The organism is Nocardia sp. CA-136227 (assembly GCF_050955695.1).
Taxonomy (GTDB): Bacteria; Actinomycetota; Actinomycetes; order Mycobacteriales; family Mycobacteriaceae; genus Nocardia.
Genome location: NZ_CP192081.1, coordinates 544,842 through 566,851, shown reverse-complemented (window position 1 = coordinate 566,851; position 22,010 = coordinate 544,842). Strand labels below are relative to the sequence as shown.

The following is a 22,010-nucleotide window of genomic DNA, read 5'->3' as shown; positions in this document are numbered from 1 at the left end:
TTCGACCATATCCGCTCGCCGCAGCGTGGTGATTCTCGCGCCGCCCCGCATCCCGGGGCGTCGGGAAATACAGTGAACCGATGAGCGACGACCGTCCGAAACTGGCCGTGGAATTGGATCTTCAGCCGCATCCCGAGGGTGGCTGGTATCGCGAAACCTGGCGCAGCCCAGTGGAATTCACGCCGGAGGACTATCCGGGGCCGCGGGCGAGCGGCACCGCGATCTACTTCCTGCTGCTGCCGGGTGAGAAGTCCGCGCCGCACACGGTGGCCTCGGACGAGATCTGGTTCTGGCATCGGGGTGGTCCCCTGCTGCTGAACATCGGGGGTGAGGAGATCGTCCTCGGACCTGATGTCGAGCAGGGGCAGCGCCCCCAGGCGGTGGTTCCCGGCGGGATCAGCCAGGCCGCCCGTCCGGCGGGAGACGACTACGCGCTGGTGAGTTGCGTCGTCTCCCCCGGATTCGACTTCGCCGACTTCCGGCTCGACTGAGGGAATTTCCACTCTTCGGTTCTCGTGCCCGCCGTGCTTTCGCGCGGCGGGCACACCGCAAGTGGAACCCGGTGGGTCGACCGATTCAGTCGTCGATCCCGAGAAGTCCTTCGGCGACCGCGTGGTCGATGGTCTTCTCGAGGTTCGGGCACGAGTCCGGCTTCCCGGTGGTGGGACCGGACTCGGCCAGCTTGCGGAAGACGGGGCAGGTGGCGGCCGGGTCGGTCGTCCACTGCACCGTCTTCTGGTTGTGGCTGTGCTTGCGCACCTGCACCTGGGTGCCGCAGGTCTGACACGCGATCGGCGTCAGACCGGACTCCATGTAGTGCTCTTTGTCGACGACCGTCTGGGCGCGCACCTGCGCTCGCTGTTCCGGCCGGTCCGCGAAATCGGGTGCCTTCGCCCAGGTGGTCATCAGGCGTTCGCCTCCTGCGCGGCGGCCGCTTCGGCCTCCGCCTTCTTGCGCAGGTTCTCCTCGACCTCGAGACCCCACTGCTCGTTGGCCTTGGAGGTGTCGATCTCGAATTCGAAGCGCTGCGTCATCTTCGGGTCGATGTCGGCGACATCGACGTAGAACTGCTCGTACCAGCGACGCAGCTGGTAGACCGGGCCGTCTTCCTCGGTCAGCAGCGGGTTGTCGATCTTGGACTTGTGCTTCCAGATCTCGACGTCCTGCAGGAAGCCCTCGGACACGCCCTCGGTCATCTTGGCGGCGAACTTGTCCGCCTGCGCCTCGGGCAGCCCCTGCGGCTTCTGCAGCGACACGCCCCACTGCAGCACGAACGAGTCCTGCGAGACCGGGTAGTGGCAGTTGATCAGGACCGTCTTGACCTCGAAGCCGCTGTAGATGTTGAGCAGCGGGTTGATCATGTACGACGGGCCGAAGTACGACGCCTCGGACTTGAGCAGCACGTCGATGCCGTTCGCGGCCGCCTGGCCGATGTCCGGGCGACCCTTGGTCTCGAGGTACTGGGTGGCGACGTGACCCTCGAGGACGTTCTTGAAGTACGTCGGGAAGGCATAGTGGATATAGAAGAAGTGCGCCATATCCACGACGTTGTCGATGATCTCGCGGCAGTTGGAGCCCTCGATCAGCAGCGAGTGCCAGGTCCAGTCGGTCCAGCCGTCGTTGAGGCTCTCCGACGGGGTGCCGTCGGCATTGGTGTACGGACCCTCGATGTAGGGGATCGTCACCTCGTCCGAGGGCGGGTTGCCCTCGTGGTCGTGCCACACGTACAGCTGACCGTTGCGCTCGAGCGTGATCCACGCGCGGGTGCGGGCCAGCGGGGGCACGCGGCGGGCGTACGGGATGCCGGTGCACTTGCCGTTGCCGCCCCAGCGCCAGTCGTGGAACGGGCAAGCGATGGAATCGCCCTTGACCTCACCCATGGAGAGGTCGCCGCCGAGATGGCGGCAGTAGGAGTCCAGGACCTTCAGTTCACCCTGGCTGTTCATGAAAACGACCAGCTTGGTGCCGAAAATATTGACCGAGTGCGGCTTGCCGTCCCGGAAGTCCTTGGCCAGGCCTACACAGTGCCAGCCCCGGGCAAAACGGGTGGGCGCGGCGCCCACGTCGATCTCGCGGACCTTTCCGCGGGGCCCTTGGGGGGTTGTCGCCATTTCCTGATCCTCCTATGGATGTACTAGAACACGTTACAAAATCGGCTGGCCGTTTGCCAGCGATAGGACCAACTACCAGGATGGCGTCTCTCTGAGCTGGGCATGAACCGCGTTCTCGACAGGAATAAGAACGTGTTCTACTCTCAGGGGCAAACGAAGACCGCTTCCGGTCCCCGTACCAGGCAGGAGCAACTGGCGAGATGACGCAAGAAGTAGTTGAGCGGGTAGAGGCGCTGCTGCCGACCCTGCGTGAGCGCGCCCAGGAGACCGAGGATCTGCGCCGCCTTCCGGACCAGACCGTCAAGGATCTGCAGGCGACCGGCTTCTTCAAGCTCGTGCAGCCCAAGCAGTGGGGCGGCTACGCCTGCGACCCGGTGATCTTCTATGACCAGGTCCGCAAGCTGGCCAGCGCCTGCGGTTCGACCGGCTGGTGTGCCGGCATCCTCGGCATCCACAACTGGCACCTGGCGCTGTTCGACCAGAAGGCCCAGGAAGAGGTCTGGGGCAACGACACCGAGGTCCGGATCTCCTCCTCCTACGCCCCGATGGGCGCGGGTGTGGTGACCGAGGACGGCTCGGGCTACACCGTCAACGGTTCGTGGGCCTGGTCCTCGGGTTCCGATCACGCCGACTGGGTCTTCGTCGGCGGTCCGGTCATCAAGAACGGCAAGCCGGTCGACTTCGGCTCGTTCCTGATCCCCCGCAGCGAGTACGTCGTCAACGATGTGTGGCACGTGGTGGGCCTGCGCGGCACCGGTTCCAACACCGTCGTGGTCAAGGACGTTTTCGTTCCCAAGCACCGTTTCCTCAGCATGCGGACCATGGGCGAACTGAAATCGCCTGGCCTGGAGCAGAATACCGATCCGCTGTACAAGATGCCGTGGGGCAGCATCCACCCCGCCACCATCACCGCGCCGATCATCGGCATGGGTTACGGCGCCTACGAGGCCCACGTCGAGCACCAGGGCAAGCGCGTGCGCGCCGCCTTCGCCGGCGAGAACGCCAAGGACGACCCGTTCGCCAAGGTCCGGATCGCCGAGGCCGCCAGTGACATCGACGCCGCCTGGCGTCAGCTGTCGGGCAATATCGCCGACGAGTACGTGTGCATCGTGGCGGGCAAGGACGTCCCGTTCGAGATGCGTGCCGCCGCCCGCCGCGACCAGGTGCGCGCCACCGGCCGCGTGATCGCCTCCGTCGACCGCCTCTTCGAGGCCGCCGGCGCCACCGCACTGGTGGAAGGCACTCCGCTGCAGCGCTTCTGGCGTGACGCCCACGCCGGCCGCGTGCACGCCTCGCAGGATCCCGAGCGCGCCTACGTCATGTACGGCACCCACGCGTTCGGCCTGCCGGTCACCGACGGAATGGTGTAATCCGTGACGGCCGTAGAGGAAATCACCTACGAGTCCACCTCGCGCTTCGCGCAGGTGCGACCGGACCTGAAGCTGCACTACCACGAGGCGGGCGTCGGTAACGGCCCCACCATCGTGCTGCTGCACGGCGGCGGTCCGGGCGCGAGCTCCTGGTCGAACTTCGCCAAGAACATTCCGGTGCTGGCCAAGGACTTCCACGTCCTCGCCGTCGACCAGCCCGGCTTCGGGCAGTCCGACAAGCCGACCGAGCACCCGCAGTACTTCGTGCACTCGTCCTCGGCGCTGAAGGACCTGCTCGACACCCTCGGCATCACCGATCGCGTTCACCTGCTGGGCAATTCGCTCGGCGGCGGCGCGGCCACCCGCTTCGCGCTGGACTACCCGGACCGCGCCGGCAAGCTGGTGCTGATGGGCCCGGGCGGCCTGTCCACCAACCTGTTCGCGCCGGACCCGACCGAGGGCGTGAAGCTGCTGTCCAAGTTCAACTTCGAACCCACGAAGGAGAACCTGGAGGCGTTCCTGCGGATCATGGTCTTCGACCAGTCGCTGATCACGCCGGAACTCGTCGAGGAGCGTTTCGCCTCGGCCTCGCAGCCGGAATCCCTGGCCGCCACCCGCGCCATGGGCAAGTCCTTCGCGGGCGCCGACTTCGCCAAGGGCATGATCTGGCGCGACGCGTTCAAGCTGCGTCAGCCGGTGCTGATGATCTGGGGCCGCGAGGACCGCGTGAACCCGATCGACGGCGCGCTCGTGGCGTTGAAGATGGTGCCGCGCGTGCAGCTGCACGTGTTCGGCGGTTGCGGGCACTGGGCGCAGCTGGAGAAGTTCGACGAGTTCAACCGCCTGGCAACCGACTTCCTGCTCGGCGTCAAGGAGAAGTGACCATGAGTATCAAGGCACTCGGGTACATGCGCATCGAGGCCACCGACATGGCGGCCTGGCGCGAGTACGGCCTCAAGGTGCTCGGGATGATGGAGGGCTCGGGGCTCAACCCCGACGCGCTCTACCTGCGTATGGACGACTTCGCCGCGCGTCTGATCATCGTGCCGGGCGAGCAGGACCGCCTGCTGGTCTCCGGCTGGGAGGTCACCGACGCCAAGGGCCTGCAGGAGCTGCGCGAGAGCCTGGACAAGGCCGGGGTCGCCTTCACCGAGGGCACCAAGGAAGAACTCGGTGAGCGTCGCGTCGAGGGCATGATCCGTTTCCAGGATCCGGCCGGCAACACCCTGGAGGCGTTCTACGGCGCCCAGTACCTGGGTCGCCGTTTCGTCAGCCCGTACGGCCACAAGTTCGTGACCGCCGAGCAGGGTCTGGGCCACGTGGTCCTCACCTGCACGGACGACGCCGCGGCGCAGGCGTTCTACCAGGACGTGCTGGGCTTCCGCCTGCGTGACTCCATGCGTCTGCCCCCGCAGATGGTGGGCCGTCCCGCCGACGGCGACCCGGCCTGGCTGCGCTTCTACGGCTGCAACCCGCGCCACCACGCGCTGGCCTTCCTGCCGCTGCCGAACCCGACCGGGATCGTGCACCTGATGGTCGAGGTGGAGAACTCCGACGATGTCGGCCTCTGCCTGGATCGCGCGAACCGCAAGAAGGTCAAGATGTCGGCGACCCTGGGTCGCCACATCAACGACAAGATGCTCTCCTTCTACATGAAGACGCCGGGCGGATTCGACATCGAATTCGGCTGTGAGGGACTCGAGGTCGACGACCACTCGTGGATCGCGCGCGAATCCACCGCGGTCAGCCTGTGGGGCCACGACTTCACTGTCGGATTCAAGTAGCGAGTACGGACAACAGGGGCGGCCGAACAGTGACCGAGGCAGAATTGACCACGAACGCGACCACCGACGGGCACCCCGTCATCGATGGCCGGCAGTTCCGGAATGTGCTGGGGCAGTTCTGCACCGGCATCACCGTCATCACCACCTTCGACGGCGAGGGTGACGAGCGGGCGCCGATCGGCTTCGCGTGCCAGTCGTTCGCCGCCCTGTCCCTCGATCCGCCGCTGGTGCTCTTCTGCCCCACCAAGGAGTCCCGCTCCTGGAAGGCGATCGAACGCAACGGCAGTTTCGCCGTGAACATGCTGGCCGAGGAGCAACAGCCGGTGTGCGCCCGCTTCGGTTCCCGCGAACCCGACAAGTTCGGCGGAATCGACTGGCACACCTCGGAACTGGACCTCCCGGTTTTGGACGGCGCGTTGGCCACGATCCAGTGCACTGTGGACAACGTGCTCGACGGCGGCGATCACTACATCGTGATCGGCCGGGTACAGGCCCTGTCGGAGTCCACCGACTCCGGCAGGCCGCTGCTCTTCTACCGCGGCCAGTACACGGCCATCGAGCCGGAGAAGACCACCCCCGCCCCCTGGCGCGCCGACCTCGAACACTTCCTCACCACCACCACGCTCGACACCTGGCTGTGAGGCGGGTTCCTCCAGAACCCTGGCGATAGAAAAAGGCCCCTGTGGATTTCATCCACAGGGGCCTTTCACATTGGGGAAGGCTGGGGACAAACCCCCGCCCTCAACGTCGATAGTTCCCCTTGGACTGGAAGACCTCCAGATCGACAGCGCCTTCGGCCACTGCCTTCTGGAGACGAGCAAGAGCCGAAGCTCGGCGGCGAACAGCGCGGAGTTCCCTCAGGACCGCTCGTACAGATCGCATCACACCACCCCTCATAGTTCTGAACTAGCCCGCCGACGAACGCATCGAATGCGTCCGCGAGTTGCTCGAAAACCTGTTGGCGGGGGCGGAAACCGGCCTGTTGCTGCCCTTCGCCCGATCTCTTCGCGAATGGCAGGCCACCGCTGAGATCCACTCCGACCCCGAGTTGACCCGCCGCCTACGCGGACCGTTCGACATCAGCGACGCTACCGATGTCGAACGCCCGGGTAGGACCGATGGCTGATCAACTCGGCAGAGGCGATGAAGTACGACGACCTGACGCGCCAGCACCCGCTCAGGGGCGCGCTCGGGCACGTCGAGGTAGGCGAAATGCGTTTGGATCAATGGCAATACGAGGTCACCGGCAGTGGCCGGATCTGGTATGCGATCGATGACGAGCGACGCATCGTGTGGGTGACTCTCGCGGGGACCGGCCATCCCCGCCAAACGTCGACATTGAACGCCACCGGGCCGCAACCGGAGTCGGTTGCGGCCCGGTGGAGACCGGGGTCAGGAGTGGGTGAGGACCACGTCGGCGAGGACGGGGGCGTCGTCGCGCTCGACGACGGTCACCGCGATGACGAGCTCGCCGTCCTGCTGCCAGATGCGGGAGCGGAGGGTCTCGCCGGGGTACATGACGCCGGCGAAGCGGGCGCGGAAACCCTTGACGCGGGCGACATCCGAGGCCAGGGCGGTGTCCGTGGCGGTCTTGAGGACCAGGCCGTAGGTGCACAGGCCGTGCAGGATGGGGTTCGGGAAGCCGGCGTTGCGGGCGAACTCGGGGTCCGAGTGCAGCGGGTTGCGGTCACCGCACATGCGGTAGAGCAGGGCCTGCTGCGGCAGGGTGGGGGTGAGCACCTCGAAATCCGGTGCGCGGTCCGGGAGTTCGGTCTTGGCGGACGGGCCGCGGTCGCCGCCGAAGCCGCCCTCGCCCTTCGCGAAGATGGAGGAGCGGGAGGTCCACAGGGGTTCGCCGTCGGAGCCGACGGCGGTGTCCTCACGCCAGATGACGGCGTTGGAGCCCTTGTCCCAGATCTCGCTGATCTTGCCCGCGATGGTGCCCTTGCCTGACGCCGGGATCGGGCGGTGCACGATGATCTCCTGGCTGCCGTGCACGACCTTCGCCAGGTCGATGTCGATGCCGTCGAACTTGACCTTCGGCGCCTCGGTCTCGTGGAACGAGGGCGCGACGGTGCCGAAGGACGGCAGCACGGCCGGGTCCCGGTCGTCGAGGTAGCGCAGCTCGGCCGGGTCGGTCCAGCGGTTGCCCGCGCCCAGCGCCAGGTTGTAGGTCTGCACGTCGCTGGCCGACCAGCTGAAATCGCGCGCCGGGATCTGCGCGCCGAGCGCGACACTCAAGTCGATGGGCATGAAAGTTCTCCTCGTGATCGCGACCCCACTCGGGTCCGAGTTGACGTCGTAGTGCCGAACCCGCGAGCCCCGTTCGTTGGGTCCGATGGTTCAACGCGGCCGCCGAGTCCGCAAGCTTGCGCCCGCTGACCGGGTAGCGCGTCGCCGCGCACGGCTCCTGATGCTCGGGATATAGACCGGACCCGCCATCGGAAAGAGCGTTCGCGATGGCGGATCCGGGTTCTTCAGTTGTCGTCACACACCCCGCCGGGATAGAGCGGTACGACGGGATGTGTGGGTGGGTTGGGCGCGGACTCGACGTGACCCGACTCGCGCCCAACCCGATCCTGAACCGGGTTGGGACGGTTCAGGACGCCTTGTCGGCCGTCACCGGCGCGCCGTTCTTCGCCTTGGCGGCGATGTCGAGAGCGGCCAGGTAGCCGAAGGTGATCGCGGGTCCGATGGTCGCGCCGGGACCGGCGTAGGTGTGGCCCATGACCGGCGACGAGGTGTTGCCGGCGGCGTAGAGGCCGTCGATCACGGTGCCGTCTTCGCGCAGCACGCGGGCGTCGTTGTCGGTGACCAGACCACCCTTGGTGCCCAGGTCGCCGGGGACCATCTTGACCGCGTAGAACGGGCCGACCTCGAGCTTGTTGAGGCACGGGTTCGGCTTGATGGTCTCGTCGCCGTAGTAGCGGTCGTAGGCGGAGTCGCCGCGCTTGTAGTCGAGATCCTTGCCGGTCTCGGCGAAGCCGTTGAAGCGCTCGATGGTGGCGGCCAGGTTGTCGGCGGGGACGCCGATCTTCTCCGCGAGAGCTTCTACCGAAGAGGCCTTGACAATGAGGTCGTTTTCCATCCAGCGGGACGGAATCGGCTGGCCAGGCTGCAATCCGGCGAAGATGTAGCGAGACCGGTAGCGCTGATCGAACACGAGCCAGCACGGCACGTTCTCGCCCGGACCCTCACCCTGCCCGTATTCGCCGCCGTACATGGTGTGCACAGCCTCGACGTAAGGAGCGGACTCATTACCGAATCGCTGACCTTGCGTGTTGATCATGATGGATCCGGGCAGGTTTCGCTCGGCGAGGCAGAACCAGGGCTTGCCTTCGCCGCGGAAGGTGGTCGGACCCCACCACGAGTCGTCCATGAAGTCGATCGCGCCGCCCGCTTCGATGCCCGCGCGGATGCCGTCGCCGGTGTTGGCCTCGGCGCCGGTGGTCCACTCGGTGGTGATGGGCTCACGCTGGTACTTGTGCCGCATGTCGGCGTTGCGCTCGAAGCCGCCGCTGCCCAGGATCACGCCGTACTTGGCGTTGAACCGCACGGTCTCGCCGTTCTCGGTGGCCTCGACGCCGGTGACCACGCCGTTCTCGATGACCAGGCCGGTCAGCGGGGTGTTCAGCAGCACCGGGACGTTCGCGTCCAGCAGGCCCTTGCGCAGACCCGCGATGATCGCCTGGCCCATGCCGACCAGCGCCTTGCCGGTGGCCTTGCCCCACGCCCAGCGGGTGCCGACGCGCAGCACGCGCAGGATGCCGCTCGGGTGGCGGCGGATCAGGTTGAGCTTCTTGTAGTCGGCCTGCATGACGACCACGTTCAGCGGCGCCTTGCTGTAGGGCGGCTCCAGATTGAAGCGCTCTGCGCCCAGTACCTTCAGGTTGAAGGGCTTGGGCTCGCAGGAGCGGCCGTCCGCCTTGCCGCCCGGTGCCTCCGGGTAGTAGTCGGAGTAGCCCGGCACCCAGGTCATCTTCAGCGCGGAGTGGTCCAGGACGTAGTCGAACGCCTCGGCGCCGCGATCGATGTAGGTGTCGATCTTCTCCTTGGGCACCACGTCGCCGATGATGCTGTAGAGGTAGGTCCGCGCCTCGTCCAGGTCGTCGCCCTTGCCGGCGGCCTTGAGCACCTTGTTTCCGGGAATCCAGACGCCACCGCCCGAACGCGCGGTAGAACCGCCGTAATGAGCGGCTTTTTCGATGAGCACCGTGCGCAGACCGTGGTGCGCAGCGGTGAGGGCGGCGGACATACCGGCGGCACCGCTGCCGACCACCACCACGTCGTAATCCCGATCAGTCATGTAGAACACGTTATAGAATCAATCCTGGTTTGGTCTATGTTGGTCTGGCAGATGGGACTGCTGAAGCGATGTTCTTCACAAAAACTCGTTTCAATTTCTAGTCTCGTTACCGTAGGGCCACCGGCCGGTACCCCCGATGGAAGGAACACAGCGTGCTGACCGACGCGCTTCGCAAGGAACTGGCTGACGAACTCGCCGCGGCCGAACGGGATCGCACCCCGATCGACCCGCTGGTCGCGCGGCACCCCGAGATCGACGTGGTCGACGCGTACGAGATCCAGCTGATCAACATGCGGCAGCGGTTCGCCGGTGGCGCGAAGGTGGTGGGCCACAAGGTCGGCCTGTCCTCGCTGGCCATGCAGCAGATGATGGGCGTCGACGAGCCCGACTACGGGCACCTGCTCGCGGAAATGGAAGTCTTCGAAGACGTTCCGGTCGACACCGCCAAGTACCTGTACCCCCGCGTGGAGGTCGAGGTCGGGTTCATCCTGGGCGCCGACCTGCCCGGCGAGGACTGCACCGAGGAGGACGTCCGCAAGGCCACCGTCGCCTACGCGCCCTCCATCGAGCTGATCGACACCCGCATCAAGGAGTGGAAGATCGGCCTCTGCGACACCATCGCCGACAACGCCTCCTCGGCCGGCTACGTGCTCGGCCAGGCCCGCGTCGCGCCGGAACTGCTGGACATCAAGGCCATCGACGCCGTGCTGACCCGCAATGGCGAGGTCATCGCCGAGGGCCGTTCCGACGCCGTGCTCGGCGATCCCACCATCGCCGTCGCCTGGCTGGCCCGCAAGGTCGCCCAGTTCGGCGTGCGGTTGAAGGCGGGCGACATCGTGCTGCCCGGCTCCTGCACCCGTGCCATCGACGCCCGCCCGGGCGACGAGTTCATCGCCGAGTTCGCCGGACTCGGTTCCGTCCACCTGGGTTTCGCGTAAGCGCCGCCCCGACTGACACAGACCTCACCGAGTAGGAGAAAGCCGTGACTGCAAGCAAAGTCACCGCCGCGATCGTCGGGTCCGGCAACATCAGCACCGACCTGCTGTACAAGCTGCTGCGTTCGGACAAGATCGAGCCGCGCTGGATGATCGGCATCGACCCCGATTCCGAGGGCCTCAAGCGCGCCCGCGGCCTCGGCCTGGAGACCTCCGCCGAGGGCGCGGACTGGCTGCTGGCGCTGCCGGAGAAGCCGGACCTGCTGTTCGAGGCGACCTCCGCGTACGTGCACCGCGCCTACGCGCCGAAGTACGCCGAGGCCGGCATCCGTGCCATCGACCTCACCCCGGCCGCCGTCGGCCCCGCTGTCATCCCGCCGGTCAACCTCGACACCCTGCGTGACGAGATGAACGTCAACATGATCACCTGCGGTGGCCAGGCGACGATTCCGATGGTGCACGCGGTGTCCCGCGTCGTTCCGGTCGACTACGCCGAGATCGTGGCGTCGGTGTCCTCGGTGTCCGCCGGTCCGGGTACCCGCGCCAACATCGACGAGTTCACCAAGACCACCTCCGCGGGTGTCATGAACATCGGCGGCGCCAAGCGCGGCAAGGCCATCATCATCCTGAACCCGGCCGAGCCGCCGATGATCATGCGCGACACCATCTTCTGCTCGATCCCCGAGGATGCCGACCGCGACGCGATCACCGAGTCGGTGCACCGCATGGAGAAGGCCATCCAGGAGTACGTGCCCGGCTACCGCCTGCTCAACGAGCCGCAGTTCGACGAGCCGTCGCTGGTGTCCGGTGGCATGGCGAAGGTGTCGATCTTCGTCGAGGTCGAGGGCGCGGGCGACTTCCTGCCGCCGTACTCGGGCAACCTCGACATCATGACCGCGGCCGCCACCCAGGTGGGCAATGTGCTGGCCGACCAGATCATCTCGGCTCGGGTGTAAGGAGAACCGACAGTGAGCAATTCGAACATTCTGAAGCCGTTCTCCGCGGATCTCGACGTCCGGGTGACCGACACGTCGCTGCGCGACGGCTCGCACCACAAGCGCCACCAGTTCGTGGTGGAAGAGGTCCGTGACATCGTCGCCGCCCTCGACAACTCCGGCGTGCCGGTCATCGAGGTCACCCACGGTGACGGCCTCGGCGGTTCCTCGTTCAACTACGGTTTCTCGAAAACCCCTGAGCAGGAACTGATCAAGGTCGCGGCCGAGACCGCCAAGCAGGCCAAGATCGCCTTCCTCATGCTGCCGGGCGTCGGCGTCAAGGAAGACATCAAGATCTCGCAGGACAATGGCGCGAGCATCTGCCGCATCGCCACCCACTGCACCGAGGCCGATGTCTCGATCCAGCACTTCAACATGGCGCGCGACCTCGGCCTCGAGACCGTCGGCTTCCTGATGATGGCGCACTCCACCACCCCGGAGAACCTCGCCAAGCAGGCCCGCATCATGGCCGACGCCGGCTGCCAGTGCATCTACGTCGTCGACTCCGCCGGCGCGCTGGTGCTGGAGCAGGTCTCCGACCGCGTCTCCGCCCTGGTCGCCGAGCTCGGCAACGACGCGCAGGTCGGCTTCCACGGCCACGAGAACCTGGGCCTCGCGGTCGCGAACTCGGTGTACGCCGTGCGCGCGGGCGCCACCCAGATCGACGGCAGCGCACGCCGTTTCGGCGCGGGCGCGGGCAACCTGCCCGTCGAGGCCTTCATCGGCGTCTGCGACAAGCTCGGCATCAAGACCGGTGTCGACTTCTTCGCCATCACCGACGCCGCCGAGGACGTCGTCCGCCCGGCCATGCCGAGCGAGTGCCTCCTCGACCGCCAGGCCCTCATGATGGGCTACGCGGGCGTCTACTCCTCCTTCCTCCGCCACGCCGAGCGCCAGGCCGAACGCTACGGCGTCTCCGCGGCCGAAATGCTCGTCCGCGCCGGCCAGCGCAAGCTGGTGGGTGGCCAGGAAGACCAGCTCATCGACATCGCCCTGGAGCTCCAGCGCGAAAAGGAGAAGTCGGCCGCCAACGCCTGACCCACCCGCTCGACGCTGGGCCGCAACCGAATTCGGTTGCGGCCCAGCGTCGTTTGGGGTGGATGCAGGTCAGGCGCCGCGAGCGGCGATGCGGCCGTGGTTCTCGCGGGCGAACTGTCTGGGGGACTAGCCTTTCTAGGCGCGGAAGGCGGAGACGCTGGCGTAGCCGAGGCGCTGGGCGGCCTGTTCGACGGTCATGCCGGTGACGAGGAATTCCCCAGACAGCAAACCGACCGTTTCGGTTGAAAGTTCGCGGAAGGTGGTGCCCTCGTCGGCGAAGTGGCGGCGCAATGTTCGGACGCTGCTGTCCAATTCGGCGGCTATGCGCGATTGGTCGGCTATTCCTCCGCGAGCGATGAGCAGGTGCCGGGCGCAGCCGCTGACGCCCTGGCGGCGTTTCCGGCGTTGCAGGAGTTCGGCGCACTAGCGTTCATAGAAACGGGCGGTCGCGTAATTCGCCTGAGGTAGTGGAAGTTTCTGAATACTGGACGGTCCGGCAAGAACTGAACGCTGCGCGTTGAAGACCACCTCCTCGACGCCGAGCATCGCCCCGAACATCTCGTAGACCGGATGCGGAGGGAAGGCGACCGCGACCCGGGCGATGGGCGGGCGCAGCGGCATCACGTCCTGCTGAATTGTCCAGATGGCGGCCACATCCCGCTCCACCGCGAAACGCCGCAGGTCGGCGGGCACGCCGCTGCCGTCGCGGACGATGGAGACATCGTCGCCGGTGACGACCAGGTGGTGCCGCGCCACGGTGAACGACAGGTCCGCGTAGCGCAGGGCCAGATCCACGGCCTCGCGGACGGTCGGGCAGCTCATCAGGGCGGACCCGAGGACGCCGAGACTCGGTGGATGACACAGCAATCCGGCCATAAGCCCCATACCGGGCTCACCCCCGACTCCGGCCACGACATTGCGTATCAGGGCCAGCTCCTGCGCGAGGCTGATCTCGGCGGCCGAATCCATCAGATCCCGCTCACGAATTCCGGTGTAGTGCAGCAGATCAGCGGCTGCCAGGCCATTGGCCGACCGCGAATTCGACGAGGAGCGCCGCACTGGTGATGGAGCGCGACTGGGCATGACCGTCCGCCACCTCGAAATAGTCGCAAACATTCAGCGTGCCGCGCGGCGCCACGAGCGGGGAAGTTGCTGAAAGCGGCCGAAATTCGATTGTTCCTGACCCAGGACACGCTGGAGGCGTAACGTTTCAGGGCATACGGTGAATATCTAGCTATCAACTGAATATCTCTCTGACTACATCCGATAGACATGGAGAAGGTGAACGAATGGCCGCCTGGCAAGTGTTCACGGCCACCCTCGCAGCGCTCGTGGTCACGGCAATCGCCATCATGAGTCTGCACCACCCCCACCAGGATCCCGATCGGCTCTCAGTGGATCGGATCCGCGATCGAATCACCAAGGAGCACAACGCCTTGGCGTTGGCTGCCACCGCACCATCCTCCTGGTCGCACCTCGCCCCCGATCACCCCCTGGGCGTCCAGGAAGCCCACCGCACCATGCAGCAGCACCGCCGCTGCCCGGTCGCCGAATGTCAGCGCAAAGCCGCGGCATTCCGGGCGCTCATCGACGCCGGCCGGATCAAGCCGACCCGGATGCCGCCCGCGCTCCAATAATTCCCGCCCACCGTGGATTCCGTCCTGCTCGAGTCCTGCCGGGAGCTCAGAGACCGGCGAGGTAACCGGGCGGGACGGCGGCCACCAGCCAGACCCCATTGGCGCTGACCCGGAACTCGTGACCGTCGCGGTGCATCGCGGCGGCGTCCACGGTCAGCACGATGGGTCGGCCTCCACGTGAACCGACCTTGACGGCGGTCTCGGTATCCGCCGACAGATGGACGTCGTGGCGGCGCATGGGCCGCAGGCCCTCGGCACGAATTCCGGGCAGGGCCGCGGCAACGGTGCCGTGGTAGAGCAGTTCGGGCGGCGTGGTCGCCCGGTACTCCAGGTCTACGTCGACACTGTGCCCCTGACTCGCGCGGATCCGGGTCCCCGTCGCGTCGAATTCGAAGCGGCGCTTGTTGTTCCGTGCCACCACCTCGTCCAGTTCGGACCGCGTGACGCCGCGGCCGTGCCGGGCCAGTCCCGCCAGCAGCGCGGTGACGTCCACCCAGCCGGCCGAGTCCAGGGTGAGCCCGATCGCCTCGGGGGCGTGCCGCAGATGCCGGGACAGCCGCTTGGAGGTCCGGACGAGCTGTTGCTCGTTCATGCGATAGTCGTTCATGTTCGCGAGTGAAGCAGTCCCGCACGCGAATTCGAAGCGATTTTCGCCGGGACGCTAGGCGGCCGGGTCGCTCGACAGCCCGCGCACCAGCATGGCGTACAAGGCGATCACGGCGAACGGCGCGAGGATCGGCACCCAGGTCAGTCCGGCGGGCAGCACGGTCGCCGCCCCGGCCGCCACGGTGAACAGGAGCGCACCCGCGACCGACGGAATCGTGGTGGGCACCACGCCCGCCGGGGCCGACACGCTGGCGATGTTCAGCAGATAGGTGGTGGCGACCAGCCCGATGCCGCCCGCGACCAGCGCCCCGGTGCCGACCCAGGCCAGCGCCGCCATGGCGGCCAGCACGGCCAGCACCGCGCAGGCTCGCCAGCGCCAGCCCGCCGCGGCCAGCACGGCCACCGGCACTGCGGCCCAGGGCAGGATGACGGCCACCGCGCCCGCGAGCAGGACGCCGGACAGTACGGCCAGGAACTTCGTCATCGGCGGACCCTCACGGTGCGGCGGTGTTCGGGCAGCATCCGCATCACCTGGTCGAGCCGGGTGTCCTCGGGCCAGGGCACGATGTCGACGCCGACGGTGCCCATGTCGCGGTACATGGAGGTGCGTTCCAGCTGCCACATGCGGGCGAGCGTATTGTCCAGGCCCTCGCCGAACGGCGGCCCGCGCAGCACGTCGATCACCACCACGACGTGGCCGCGTTTGCGCAGATCGATGAGGGCCAGCGCGAATTGGGTGTCGAGCAGGGTCGAGAAGGCGATGATGACCGCGCCGATCGGGACCGCGGAGTGCGGGGCCAGCGAACCCTGCATTTCCATGTGCTCGTCGCCGACGTCGAGGACCGCGTCCACGATGCGATAGAACTGGCGGCGGCCGATATCGGGCCGCAGCCAGCGCGGGCTGCGGCCCAGGCACACCACCGCGGTGCGGTCACCGGCCTGCAGCGCGGACTGCGCTACCTGGGCGGCGCCGCGCACCGACAGCTCCAGCGACTCCGAGGCGGGGCCGGGGGCCTGCATCGAGGTGTCCACCAGCACCACCACGTCCGCGGCCCGGTTGGTGAAGCGTTCGGTCACGAACAGCTGCCCGCGGCGCGCGCTCACCGGCCAGTTGACGGTGCGCAGCTGGTCGCCCGGGGTGTAGGCCCGGATGTCGGCGTATTCGACGCCGGGGCCGTGCCGCCGGGTCAGGTGCGAGCCCATGCGTTCGGGAAGTTCGGTGCGCGGCAACCGCATCCGCTGCGGGTCGGTGATCGGGTAGATGTACAGCTCCCCCGCGGGCAGCCGCACCGAGGCCACCGCCAGTCCGGCGGGGCTGAGCGCGGTGATCCGCATGGGCACCGGGTACCGGCCCCAGCGCGCCGCCGACAGCGCCAGCCGCAGCCCGGCCGGGGAGACGCCGGAGTCGACCGTCTCCTCGACGTGGATCTCCATGTCCGGCAGGGGTTCCGGATGCAGCCGCAGCAGCGCGTGGCCGCTCTCCACGAAGGCGGCGGCGGTCAGCACCACCTCCTCGGTCTCGAAGCAGCGCAACACCCCGGACCCGTCGATCTGGATCCGGGTGCGCGACTGCTGCAAGGGCGCGGAGGCCAGCACCCCGAGCATGGGCGCGGCGAACACCACCAGCTGCCATTTGCCCAGGATCACCGCCAGCACCAGCGCGAGCGCCGACACCGCGGCGAGCATGAACACCAACGGCGCGGGCCGCCAGCGCAGTTCGGCCTCGACGGAGGCGGTGGTGTCGCGATGCTTCATGCGTGCCTCAAGCGGTGGTGGCGCGCGGGACGGGCAGGCGGCGCAGCAGTTCGGAGATGACGTCCTCGCCGCGGATGCGGCGCACCCACATCTCGGGGCGCAGCGTGATGCGGTGCGCCATGGCGGGAATGGCCAGCGCCTTCACGTCCTCGGGGACCACGTAGTCACGGCCGTTCAGCAGGGCGCGGGCGCGCGCCATCTGCACCAGGTCGAGTTCGGCGCGCGGGCTGGCGCCGACCTCCACCTGCGGGTGGCCGCGGGTGGCGGAGGCGAGCGAGACCACGTAGCCGACCACATCGGGGTGCACGGTCACGAATTCGACGGACTGCCGCATCTCGAGCAGGCCCTCGGCGTCCACCACCTGCCCGATCTGGGCGGGCTGCGCACCGCGTTCCAGGCGGCGGCGGATCATGTTCATCTCGTCGTTCTCCGACAGGTACCCGAGCCGCAGCTGCATGGCGAAGCGGTCGAGCTGGGCCTCGGGCAGCGGGTAGGTGCCCTCGTACTCGATCGGGTTGTCGGTGGCGAAGACGATGAAAGGCTGTGGCAGCGGGAAGGTCTCACCGTCGATCGAGACCTGGCCCTCGGCCATGGCCTCCAGCAGGGCGGCCTGGGTCTTGGGCGGGGTGCGGTTGACCTCGTCGGCCAGCAGCATATTGGTGAACACCGGGCCGCGCCGGAAACTGAAACGGCCCGAATGCATGTCGTAGATGGTGGAGCCGATCAGGTCGGCGGGCAGCAGGTCCGGGGTGAACTGCACGCGGGTGAAGTTCAGCCCGAGCGCGGTCGCGAAGGAGCGCGCGATCAGGGTCTTGCCCAGGCCGGGCAGATCCTCGATCAGGATGTGGCCGCCGGACAGCACCGCGATCATGATCAGCTGCAGCTCGTCCCGCTTGCCGACCACGACCCGGGATACTTCGCGCAGTACGGCGTCGGTGCGCTTGATGGTCACGTCCATCGGTGATGTCATGGCAACTCTCGCATCTCATCTCACATGTCTTGTAGCCGACGCAGGATCTCGTCGAGGGCTTCACGGCCGGGGGCGCGATTGACCTCGTCGCGCAGCGCCGAGTTGGCCGGGTCCACCCACCGCCACAGTTCGGGGCCGAACTGTAGCTGTCCCGCCACCTCGAGGGCCCGGCGGTTCTTGTTCATCCGATGCCCGCTGGTCAGCTCGAATTCCTTGGCCAGCAGCGGCCGCAGGTGCCGGTCCCAGTCGGCGCGGGTGCCCTCGGACCGGTCGGCCAGCATCGTGGCGCGCGCCTGCCAGCGGCGCAGCATCTCGACGGGGCCGTTGTCGATGTCGTTGTCCTCCTCGACGGGGGCGAGCCGCCGCGACCGCTCGACCAGCGTCCACACCAGCAGTCCGAGTGCGCCCGCCACCGGAATGCCGGTCAGCAGCGGCAGCAGTTCGCGCTGATTGCCGAGCGCGACGAACTCGAACAACACCACCAGCACCACCGCGCCGGTCACGATCGCGCCCCGATTCATGGCCGATCCCCCGTTCGGTCCACCCAGATCTCCCCCGCCACAACAGCTTTCATGCGGCCAGCCCCTGAAGATCTGCCAATACGATACGCAGCAGCTGCTCGGCCCGCATCCGCTGCCACTCCAGCATGGAGTGCGGACTGAACCGCGCCTCCTCGAACAGCGACACCAGTTCCCGCGCCGACGCGTCGTGCAGGAAGCCGCGGTCGAAGGCCCGCGCCAGCACCTCGGAGGGGGTGTCGGAGGCCAGCGGCGCGACCTCCCGCGCCTGCGCCAGACCGCTTTCCATGGCCACGTAGCAGGCGATGATGGCGGTGCGCGGATCCTGTCCGGGCGCGATCATGGCGGCCAGGCCCATCTCGGCCACCTTGGCCAGCGAGACCGCCTCGGTGGGGCTGGGCTGCGGCAGCGGGGTGCGGGTCAGGGCGGGCCGGCGGTTCGAGTTGACCGCCACCACGACCAAGCCGGTCATGGCGATCAGCACCAGCACGGTGGCGGTGATGCCGACCAGCAGCAGCGCGGTGCCGCTCAGCGACGGCTCCGGCACCGAGTCCATCGGGGGCGCGGTGGTTTCCAGGGGTTCCGTGGCGCCGGGCGTCGCGGTGGGCTGGGTGCCGCTCTCGCCGTGCCGTGCGGGGGTCACCAGGTAGATCGAGAGCACCGCGGTCACGATCAGCGCCAGCGCCGCGACGCCGACCACCACCAGCAACCCGAGCCGCCGCAGTCCCGGGACGCGCACCAGGTTCTCGCGATCGGGTTCGGGCATGGCGAGCGGCAGCCGGTGCCGGCTGTTGATCACACCGGCCACCAGGATCACCATCGAGACCAGCAGCAGCACCGGCATCAATGCCAGGGACACCGCCGACGACGGATGCGGCGCCGCGGGTCCTCCGGTTCCCGGAACGTACCCGCGCAGTGCGACGACAGCCAGCACGACGAGACCGATCAGTGCGATCGTCCGCGTTGCCACCGTCCCCACCCCAGTCACGACCACTCCTAACCAGAGTCCAGCAGAAACAGGCACATAGTTACATGCCAAGCGGTTCGTCAGGACCAAAATCGGGAAGCTGGAATCACATACCCGCCGCGCATAAATCCCCCACCTGCGCGGCGAGCGTCACCAGCCCCGAAAACCCAGGTCATCCCGCCCGCGCCGGGCAGCCGACGCGCAACCCCACTTATCACCATCGGTGGTGGATCGCGGGCGCGACGGACCGCCCGTCGAGGTCGGACGGGCGATACCGGAGCGGGATAGGAGGGCCGGAATCGACAGCGGTCAGGCGGTACCGGTAGTGATCAAGCCGTGCGGCGCACCCGGGCGCGCAGACGCGTCAGCGGCGACGGCTGTTGCAGGGCGCGGGCCGGTTCGGCCACGTCCCGGATCGCCGTCGGACCCGGGTAGGAGCTCCCGGCCGGGGCGCCGACCGCACCGGCGGCCGTCCGCGGCTCCACCAGGCGGCCCAGGGCGCGGAAGTCCCAGCCCGCGGCCAGCCACGGCTCCGGGTCCAGGGTGTTGCGGGCGTCGATGATCACGCGCCCGCGCGCGACGGTGCGCAGGAAACCGGGGTCCAGCTCCCGGAATTCCCGCCACTCGGTCAGGTGCAGCACCACGTCCGCCTCGTGCAGGGCGGCGGCCGGGGTGGCCGCGAACACCAGCTGCGGCGCCACCGCGCGCGCCGGACCCGTCGCGGCCGGATCGAAGACGGTCACCTCGACGCCCGCCGCGTGCAGCCGCCGCGCCACGTCCAGGGCCGGGGAGTCGCGCACGTCGTCGGAGAGCGGCTTGAAGGCCGCGCCCAGGATGCCCACCCGGCCGACCGGCCGGTGCTCGCCGCCGAGCAGTTCGAGGGTCTCGCGCACCACCCGCTCGCGGCGGCGCAGGTTCACCGCGTCGACGTCGCGCAGGAACGCCACCGACTCCCCCGCGCCGAGTTCGGTCGCGCGGGCGATCAGGGCGCGCACGTCCTTCGGCAGGCAGCCGCCGCCGTAGCCCAGACCGGCGCCCAGGAACTTGCGGCCGATCCGGTCGTCGTGGCCCAGGGCGTCGGCAAGCAGGGTCACGTCCGCGCCGGTCAGATCGCACAGCTCGGCCATGGCGTTGATGAACGAGATCTTGGTCGCCAGAAAGGCGTTCGCGGACACCTTGATCAGTTCCGCGGTGGGCAGGTTGGTGATCACCACCGGTGATCCCCCGGCGATGGGGGTGGCGTAGACCTGCCGCAGCGCCCATTCGGCGTCCGGGGTGGTCACGCCGAACACCAGCCGGTTCGGGTGCAGGGTGTCGTGGACGGCGTGCCCCTCGCGCAGGAACTCCGGGTTCCAGGCCAGATCCACCGAGATGCCCTCGGGAGCCAGCTCGGCGATGCGCGCGGTGAGCGCCTCGGCCGTGCCCACCGGCACCGTGGACTTGCCGACGATCAGGCAGTTGCGGGTCAGGTGCGGCACCAGGCCGTCCAGCGCGCTGTAGAGCTGCGACAGGTCCGCGGCCCCGTTCACGCCGGGCGGCGTTCCCACACAGAGGAAGTGGACGTCGGCGAACTCGGCGGCCGCGATCAGCGAGGTGCCGAAGCGCAGGCGGCCGTTGGCCACGTGCCCGGCCAGCAGGTCCGGCAGGCCGGGTTCGTGGAAGGGCACCCGCCCGGCCGACAGCGCCGCGGCCTTGGCCGGGTCGTTGTCCACCCCGAGCACGTCGAATCCGAGTTCGGCCATGCCCGCGGCGTGGGTGGCGCCCAGGTAGCCGGTGCCGATGACGGAGATGCGCAGCATCAGGATGCCTCCTTGGCAGCCGGGACCTCGCCCGGCACCGGGTCGGACCGCAGCGCCGAATCGGGCTGCGCGCGTTCCGCGATCACCTCGCGGTAGTGGCGGATGAGCAGGTCGTTGACCGCGGCCCAGGAGCGGTCGCGCACGCTGCGCACCGCGGTGGCCGCGGTCTGCTCGCGCAGCCGGTCGTCCTCGACCAGGCGGCGCACCAGCGCGGTCATGGCGTCGGCGTCGCCGGGCGGGTAGAGGAATCCGGCGCCGGGCGTGATCACGTCGATCGGGCCGCCGGACTTGGGCGCGACCACCGGCACCCCGGAGGCCAGGGCCTCCTGCGCTGCCTGGCAATAGGTTTCGTGGCGGCCGGTGTGCACGAAGACGTCCAGCGAGGCGTACGCGGCCGCGAGTTCCTCACCGTGCAGGACGCCGAGGAACTCCGCATCCGGCAGCAGCTTGCGCAGCCGCTTCTCCTCCGGGCCGCCGCCCACGATGACCAGCCGCACCCCGGGCAGCGGGCGCAGTGCGGCCAGCAGCTCGAGTTCCTTCTCCGGCGCGAGCCGCCCGATATAACCGATCAGGGCTTCACCATTGGGGGCCAAGCGCTTTCGCAGCTCCTCCGAGCGACGGAAGGGCCCGAACTGCTGCAGGTCCACGCCGCGCGGCCAGCGACCCAGCCCCGGGATGCCCATCAGCTCCAGCTGGCGCAGGCTGGCGGTGGAGGGCGCGAGGGTGCGGTCCACCCGCAGGTGGATGCGGCGGGTCAGGGCCGTCATGGCGCGCACGCCGCCGGGCAGGTCGTAGCGCAGCGCGAAACCCACCAGATCGGTCTGATAGATGGCGACCGTCGGAATCCCGAGTTCGCCCGCGACCTTGGCCGCCTGATAACCCAGCGTGGCCGGGGAGGCGATGTGCACGACGTCGGGCCGGAATTCGCGCATGATCTTGCGCAGCCGTCGGCGGGTCTCGAGCCCGATCCGGAAGTCCCGATAGAACGGCAGCCGGGCTCCGCGCACCACGTGTACGCGGAACCCGGCGTATTTCGCCGGTCCGGTCGGGGCCACCAGTGTGGCTTCGTGACCCTTGGCGGCCAGGTGATCCAGCACCCGCCGCACGGAGTTGGTCACGCCGTTGACCTGGGGAAGAAAGGACTCGGCGACGACCAACACCCGCAGGCGGGCACTGTTCCGGAGATGGGGGCTATTACTCGGTCTGCTCGGGTTCCGCG

Annotated in this window: 23 protein-coding genes; 9 read left to right on the top strand and 14 right to left on the bottom strand. The window is 68.2% G+C overall.

Annotated elements, in window-relative coordinates:
* Positions 1–80: 80 nt before the first annotated feature.
* Positions 81–491: a cupin domain-containing protein gene (locus tag ACQP06_RS02650; protein ID WP_379279917.1), complete on the top strand. Its 411-nt coding sequence runs from the start codon at positions 81–83 to the stop codon at positions 489–491.
* 85 nt (positions 492–576) lie between these two features.
* On the opposite strand, the gene ACQP06_RS02645 is transcribed toward ACQP06_RS02650, so the two are convergent.
* Both ACQP06_RS02645 and ACQP06_RS02640 read right to left on the bottom strand, forming a co-directional pair.
* Positions 577–906: a hypothetical protein gene (locus ACQP06_RS02645; RefSeq protein ID WP_357089840.1), complete on the bottom strand. Its 330-nt coding sequence runs from the start codon at positions 904–906 to the stop codon at positions 577–579.
* Positions 906–2,111 (bottom strand): Rieske 2Fe-2S domain-containing protein, encoded by a 1,206-nt coding sequence (locus ACQP06_RS02640; protein ID WP_433670206.1) that lies wholly within the window; start codon positions 2,109–2,111, stop codon positions 906–908. The genes ACQP06_RS02645 and ACQP06_RS02640 overlap by 1 nt, the downstream gene beginning before the upstream one ends.
* Before the next feature lie 200 nt (positions 2,112–2,311).
* Between ACQP06_RS02640 and hsaA the strand changes: the two genes are divergently transcribed.
* From hsaA to hsaB, 4 genes are read left to right on the top strand one after another with little or no spacing between them, the layout of a single operon-like run.
* The gene (gene hsaA, locus ACQP06_RS02635) at positions 2,312–3,481 is read left to right on the top strand and encodes a 3-hydroxy-9,10-secoandrosta-1,3,5(10)-triene-9,17-dione monooxygenase oxygenase subunit (RefSeq protein ID WP_433670204.1); all 1,170 of its coding nucleotides are present in this window, start codon (positions 2,312–2,314) and stop codon (positions 3,479–3,481) included.
* A gap of 3 nt (positions 3,482–3,484) precedes the next feature.
* Positions 3,485–4,363, top strand: a complete 879-nt coding sequence (gene hsaD, locus ACQP06_RS02630) for a 4,5:9,10-diseco-3-hydroxy-5,9,17-trioxoandrosta-1(10),2-diene-4-oate hydrolase (RefSeq protein ID WP_357089847.1) — start codon at positions 3,485–3,487, stop codon at positions 4,361–4,363.
* Positions 4,364–4,365: 2 nt separating this feature from the next.
* Positions 4,366–5,265, top strand: coding sequence for an iron-dependent extradiol dioxygenase HsaC (gene hsaC, locus ACQP06_RS02625; protein WP_433670201.1), 900 nt, complete (start codon positions 4,366–4,368; stop codon positions 5,263–5,265).
* 29 nt (positions 5,266–5,294) lie between these two features.
* A complete protein-coding gene (hsaB, locus tag ACQP06_RS02620) occupies positions 5,295–5,906 on the top strand; it encodes a 3-hydroxy-9,10-secoandrosta-1,3,5(10)-triene-9,17-dione monooxygenase reductase subunit (protein WP_433670199.1) in 612 nt (203 codons plus the stop codon).
* A 751-nt stretch (positions 5,907–6,657) separates the two neighbouring features.
* Here hsaB and ACQP06_RS02615 read toward each other — a convergent pair.
* Positions 6,658–7,518: a MaoC/PaaZ C-terminal domain-containing protein gene (locus ACQP06_RS02615; protein ID WP_433670198.1), complete on the bottom strand. Its 861-nt coding sequence runs from the start codon at positions 7,516–7,518 to the stop codon at positions 6,658–6,660.
* Positions 7,519–7,864: 346 nt separating this feature from the next.
* Positions 7,865–9,580: a 3-oxosteroid 1-dehydrogenase gene (gene kstD / locus ACQP06_RS02610; protein ID WP_433670197.1), complete on the bottom strand. Its 1,716-nt coding sequence runs from the start codon at positions 9,578–9,580 to the stop codon at positions 7,865–7,867.
* A 143-nt stretch (positions 9,581–9,723) separates the two neighbouring features.
* Here kstD and ACQP06_RS02605 point away from each other — a divergent pair, with 143 nt between their 5' ends.
* From ACQP06_RS02605 to dmpG, 3 genes are read left to right on the top strand one after another with little or no spacing between them, the layout of a single operon-like run.
* Positions 9,724–10,509: a 2-keto-4-pentenoate hydratase gene (locus ACQP06_RS02605; RefSeq protein WP_433670195.1), complete on the top strand. Its 786-nt coding sequence runs from the start codon at positions 9,724–9,726 to the stop codon at positions 10,507–10,509.
* Between the two features lie 44 nt (positions 10,510–10,553).
* A complete protein-coding gene (locus tag ACQP06_RS02600; RefSeq protein ID WP_213558314.1) occupies positions 10,554–11,462 on the top strand; it encodes an acetaldehyde dehydrogenase (acetylating) in 909 nt (302 codons plus the stop codon).
* A 12-nt stretch (positions 11,463–11,474) separates the two neighbouring features.
* Positions 11,475–12,539, top strand: coding sequence for a 4-hydroxy-2-oxovalerate aldolase (gene dmpG / locus ACQP06_RS02595; RefSeq protein WP_246598189.1), 1,065 nt, complete (start codon positions 11,475–11,477; stop codon positions 12,537–12,539).
* Between the two features lie 135 nt (positions 12,540–12,674).
* Here the strand turns inward: dmpG and ACQP06_RS02590 are convergent, their stop codons facing one another.
* Entirely contained in the window at positions 12,675–12,851 is a 177-nt protein-coding gene (locus ACQP06_RS02590) for a helix-turn-helix domain-containing protein (protein WP_433670193.1), read from the bottom strand.
* A 111-nt stretch (positions 12,852–12,962) separates the two neighbouring features.
* Complete coding sequence (locus ACQP06_RS02585) at positions 12,963–13,622, bottom strand: AraC family transcriptional regulator ligand-binding domain-containing protein (protein ID WP_433670191.1); 660 nt, start codon at positions 13,620–13,622, stop codon at positions 12,963–12,965.
* Positions 13,623–13,828: 206 nt separating this feature from the next.
* On the opposite strand from ACQP06_RS02585, the gene ACQP06_RS02580 reads away from it, so the two are divergent.
* On the top strand, positions 13,829–14,176 hold the full coding sequence (locus tag ACQP06_RS02580; RefSeq protein WP_433670189.1) for a hypothetical protein: 348 nt from the start codon (positions 13,829–13,831) through the stop codon (positions 14,174–14,176).
* A 46-nt stretch (positions 14,177–14,222) separates the two neighbouring features.
* Here the strand turns inward: ACQP06_RS02580 and ACQP06_RS02575 are convergent, their stop codons facing one another.
* The 8 genes from ACQP06_RS02575 to ACQP06_RS02540 all read right to left on the bottom strand — a co-directional run bounded on the left by ACQP06_RS02575 (position 14,223) and on the right by ACQP06_RS02540 (position 21,909).
* Positions 14,223–14,783 carry an RNA 2'-phosphotransferase gene (locus ACQP06_RS02575; RefSeq protein WP_433670187.1) on the bottom strand — a complete coding sequence of 187 codons (561 nt, stop codon included), beginning with the start codon at positions 14,781–14,783 and terminating at the stop codon, positions 14,223–14,225.
* 54 nt (positions 14,784–14,837) lie between these two features.
* The gene (locus ACQP06_RS02570; protein ID WP_433670186.1) at positions 14,838–15,266 is read right to left on the bottom strand and encodes a hypothetical protein; all 429 of its coding nucleotides are present in this window, start codon (positions 15,264–15,266) and stop codon (positions 14,838–14,840) included.
* Positions 15,263–16,537, bottom strand: coding sequence for a DUF58 domain-containing protein (locus ACQP06_RS02565; protein WP_433670184.1), 1,275 nt, complete (start codon positions 16,535–16,537; stop codon positions 15,263–15,265). Before ACQP06_RS02565 ends, ACQP06_RS02570 begins: the two co-directional genes overlap by 4 nt.
* A 7-nt stretch (positions 16,538–16,544) precedes the next feature.
* Positions 16,545–17,507, bottom strand: coding sequence for an AAA family ATPase (locus ACQP06_RS02560; RefSeq protein WP_357275813.1), 963 nt, complete (start codon positions 17,505–17,507; stop codon positions 16,545–16,547).
* 20 nt (positions 17,508–17,527) lie between these two features.
* A complete protein-coding gene (locus ACQP06_RS02555; protein WP_357275810.1) occupies positions 17,528–18,028 on the bottom strand; it encodes a hypothetical protein in 501 nt (166 codons plus the stop codon).
* A 49-nt stretch (positions 18,029–18,077) separates the two neighbouring features.
* Positions 18,078–18,995 (bottom strand): DUF4129 domain-containing protein, encoded by a 918-nt coding sequence (locus ACQP06_RS02550; RefSeq protein WP_433670182.1) that lies wholly within the window; start codon positions 18,993–18,995, stop codon positions 18,078–18,080.
* A 326-nt stretch (positions 18,996–19,321) separates the two neighbouring features.
* Entirely contained in the window at positions 19,322–20,788 is a 1,467-nt protein-coding gene (locus tag ACQP06_RS02545) for a UDP-glucose dehydrogenase family protein (RefSeq protein ID WP_433673219.1), read from the bottom strand.
* 2 nt (positions 20,789–20,790) lie between these two features.
* Positions 20,791–21,909: a glycosyltransferase family 4 protein gene (locus tag ACQP06_RS02540; protein WP_433670180.1), complete on the bottom strand. Its 1,119-nt coding sequence runs from the start codon at positions 21,907–21,909 to the stop codon at positions 20,791–20,793.
* Positions 21,910–22,010 lie beyond the last annotated feature (101 nt).

Bases quoted from the DNA above. Each gene is read 5' to 3' on its own strand.
- ACQP06_RS02650 (WP_379279917.1), top strand. From the start codon at position 81: ATGAGCGACGACCGTCCGAAACTGGCCGTGGAATTGGATCTTCAGCCG.
- ACQP06_RS02645 (WP_357089840.1), bottom strand. From the start codon at position 906: ATGACCACCTGGGCGAAGGCACCCGATTTCGCGGACCGGCCGGAACAG.
- ACQP06_RS02640 (WP_433670206.1), bottom strand. From the start codon at position 2,111: ATGGCGACAACCCCCCAAGGGCCCCGCGGAAAGGTCCGCGAGATCGAC.
- hsaA (WP_433670204.1), top strand. From the start codon at position 2,312: ATGACGCAAGAAGTAGTTGAGCGGGTAGAGGCGCTGCTGCCGACCCTG.
- hsaC (WP_433670201.1), top strand. From the start codon at position 4,366: ATGAGTATCAAGGCACTCGGGTACATGCGCATCGAGGCCACCGACATG.
- ACQP06_RS02615 (WP_433670198.1), bottom strand. From the start codon at position 7,518: ATGCCCATCGACTTGAGTGTCGCGCTCGGCGCGCAGATCCCGGCGCGC.
- ACQP06_RS02585 (WP_433670191.1), bottom strand. From the start codon at position 13,622: ATGCCCAGTCGCGCTCCATCACCAGTGCGGCGCTCCTCGTCGAATTCG.
- ACQP06_RS02580 (WP_433670189.1), top strand. From the start codon at position 13,829: ATGGCCGCCTGGCAAGTGTTCACGGCCACCCTCGCAGCGCTCGTGGTC.
- ACQP06_RS02575 (WP_433670187.1), bottom strand. From the start codon at position 14,783: ATGAACGACTATCGCATGAACGAGCAACAGCTCGTCCGGACCTCCAAG.
- ACQP06_RS02570 (WP_433670186.1), bottom strand. From the start codon at position 15,266: ATGACGAAGTTCCTGGCCGTACTGTCCGGCGTCCTGCTCGCGGGCGCG.
- ACQP06_RS02565 (WP_433670184.1), bottom strand. From the start codon at position 16,537: ATGAAGCATCGCGACACCACCGCCTCCGTCGAGGCCGAACTGCGCTGG.
- ACQP06_RS02560 (WP_357275813.1), bottom strand. From the start codon at position 17,507: ATGACATCACCGATGGACGTGACCATCAAGCGCACCGACGCCGTACTG.
- ACQP06_RS02555 (WP_357275810.1), bottom strand. From the start codon at position 18,028: ATGAATCGGGGCGCGATCGTGACCGGCGCGGTGGTGCTGGTGGTGTTG.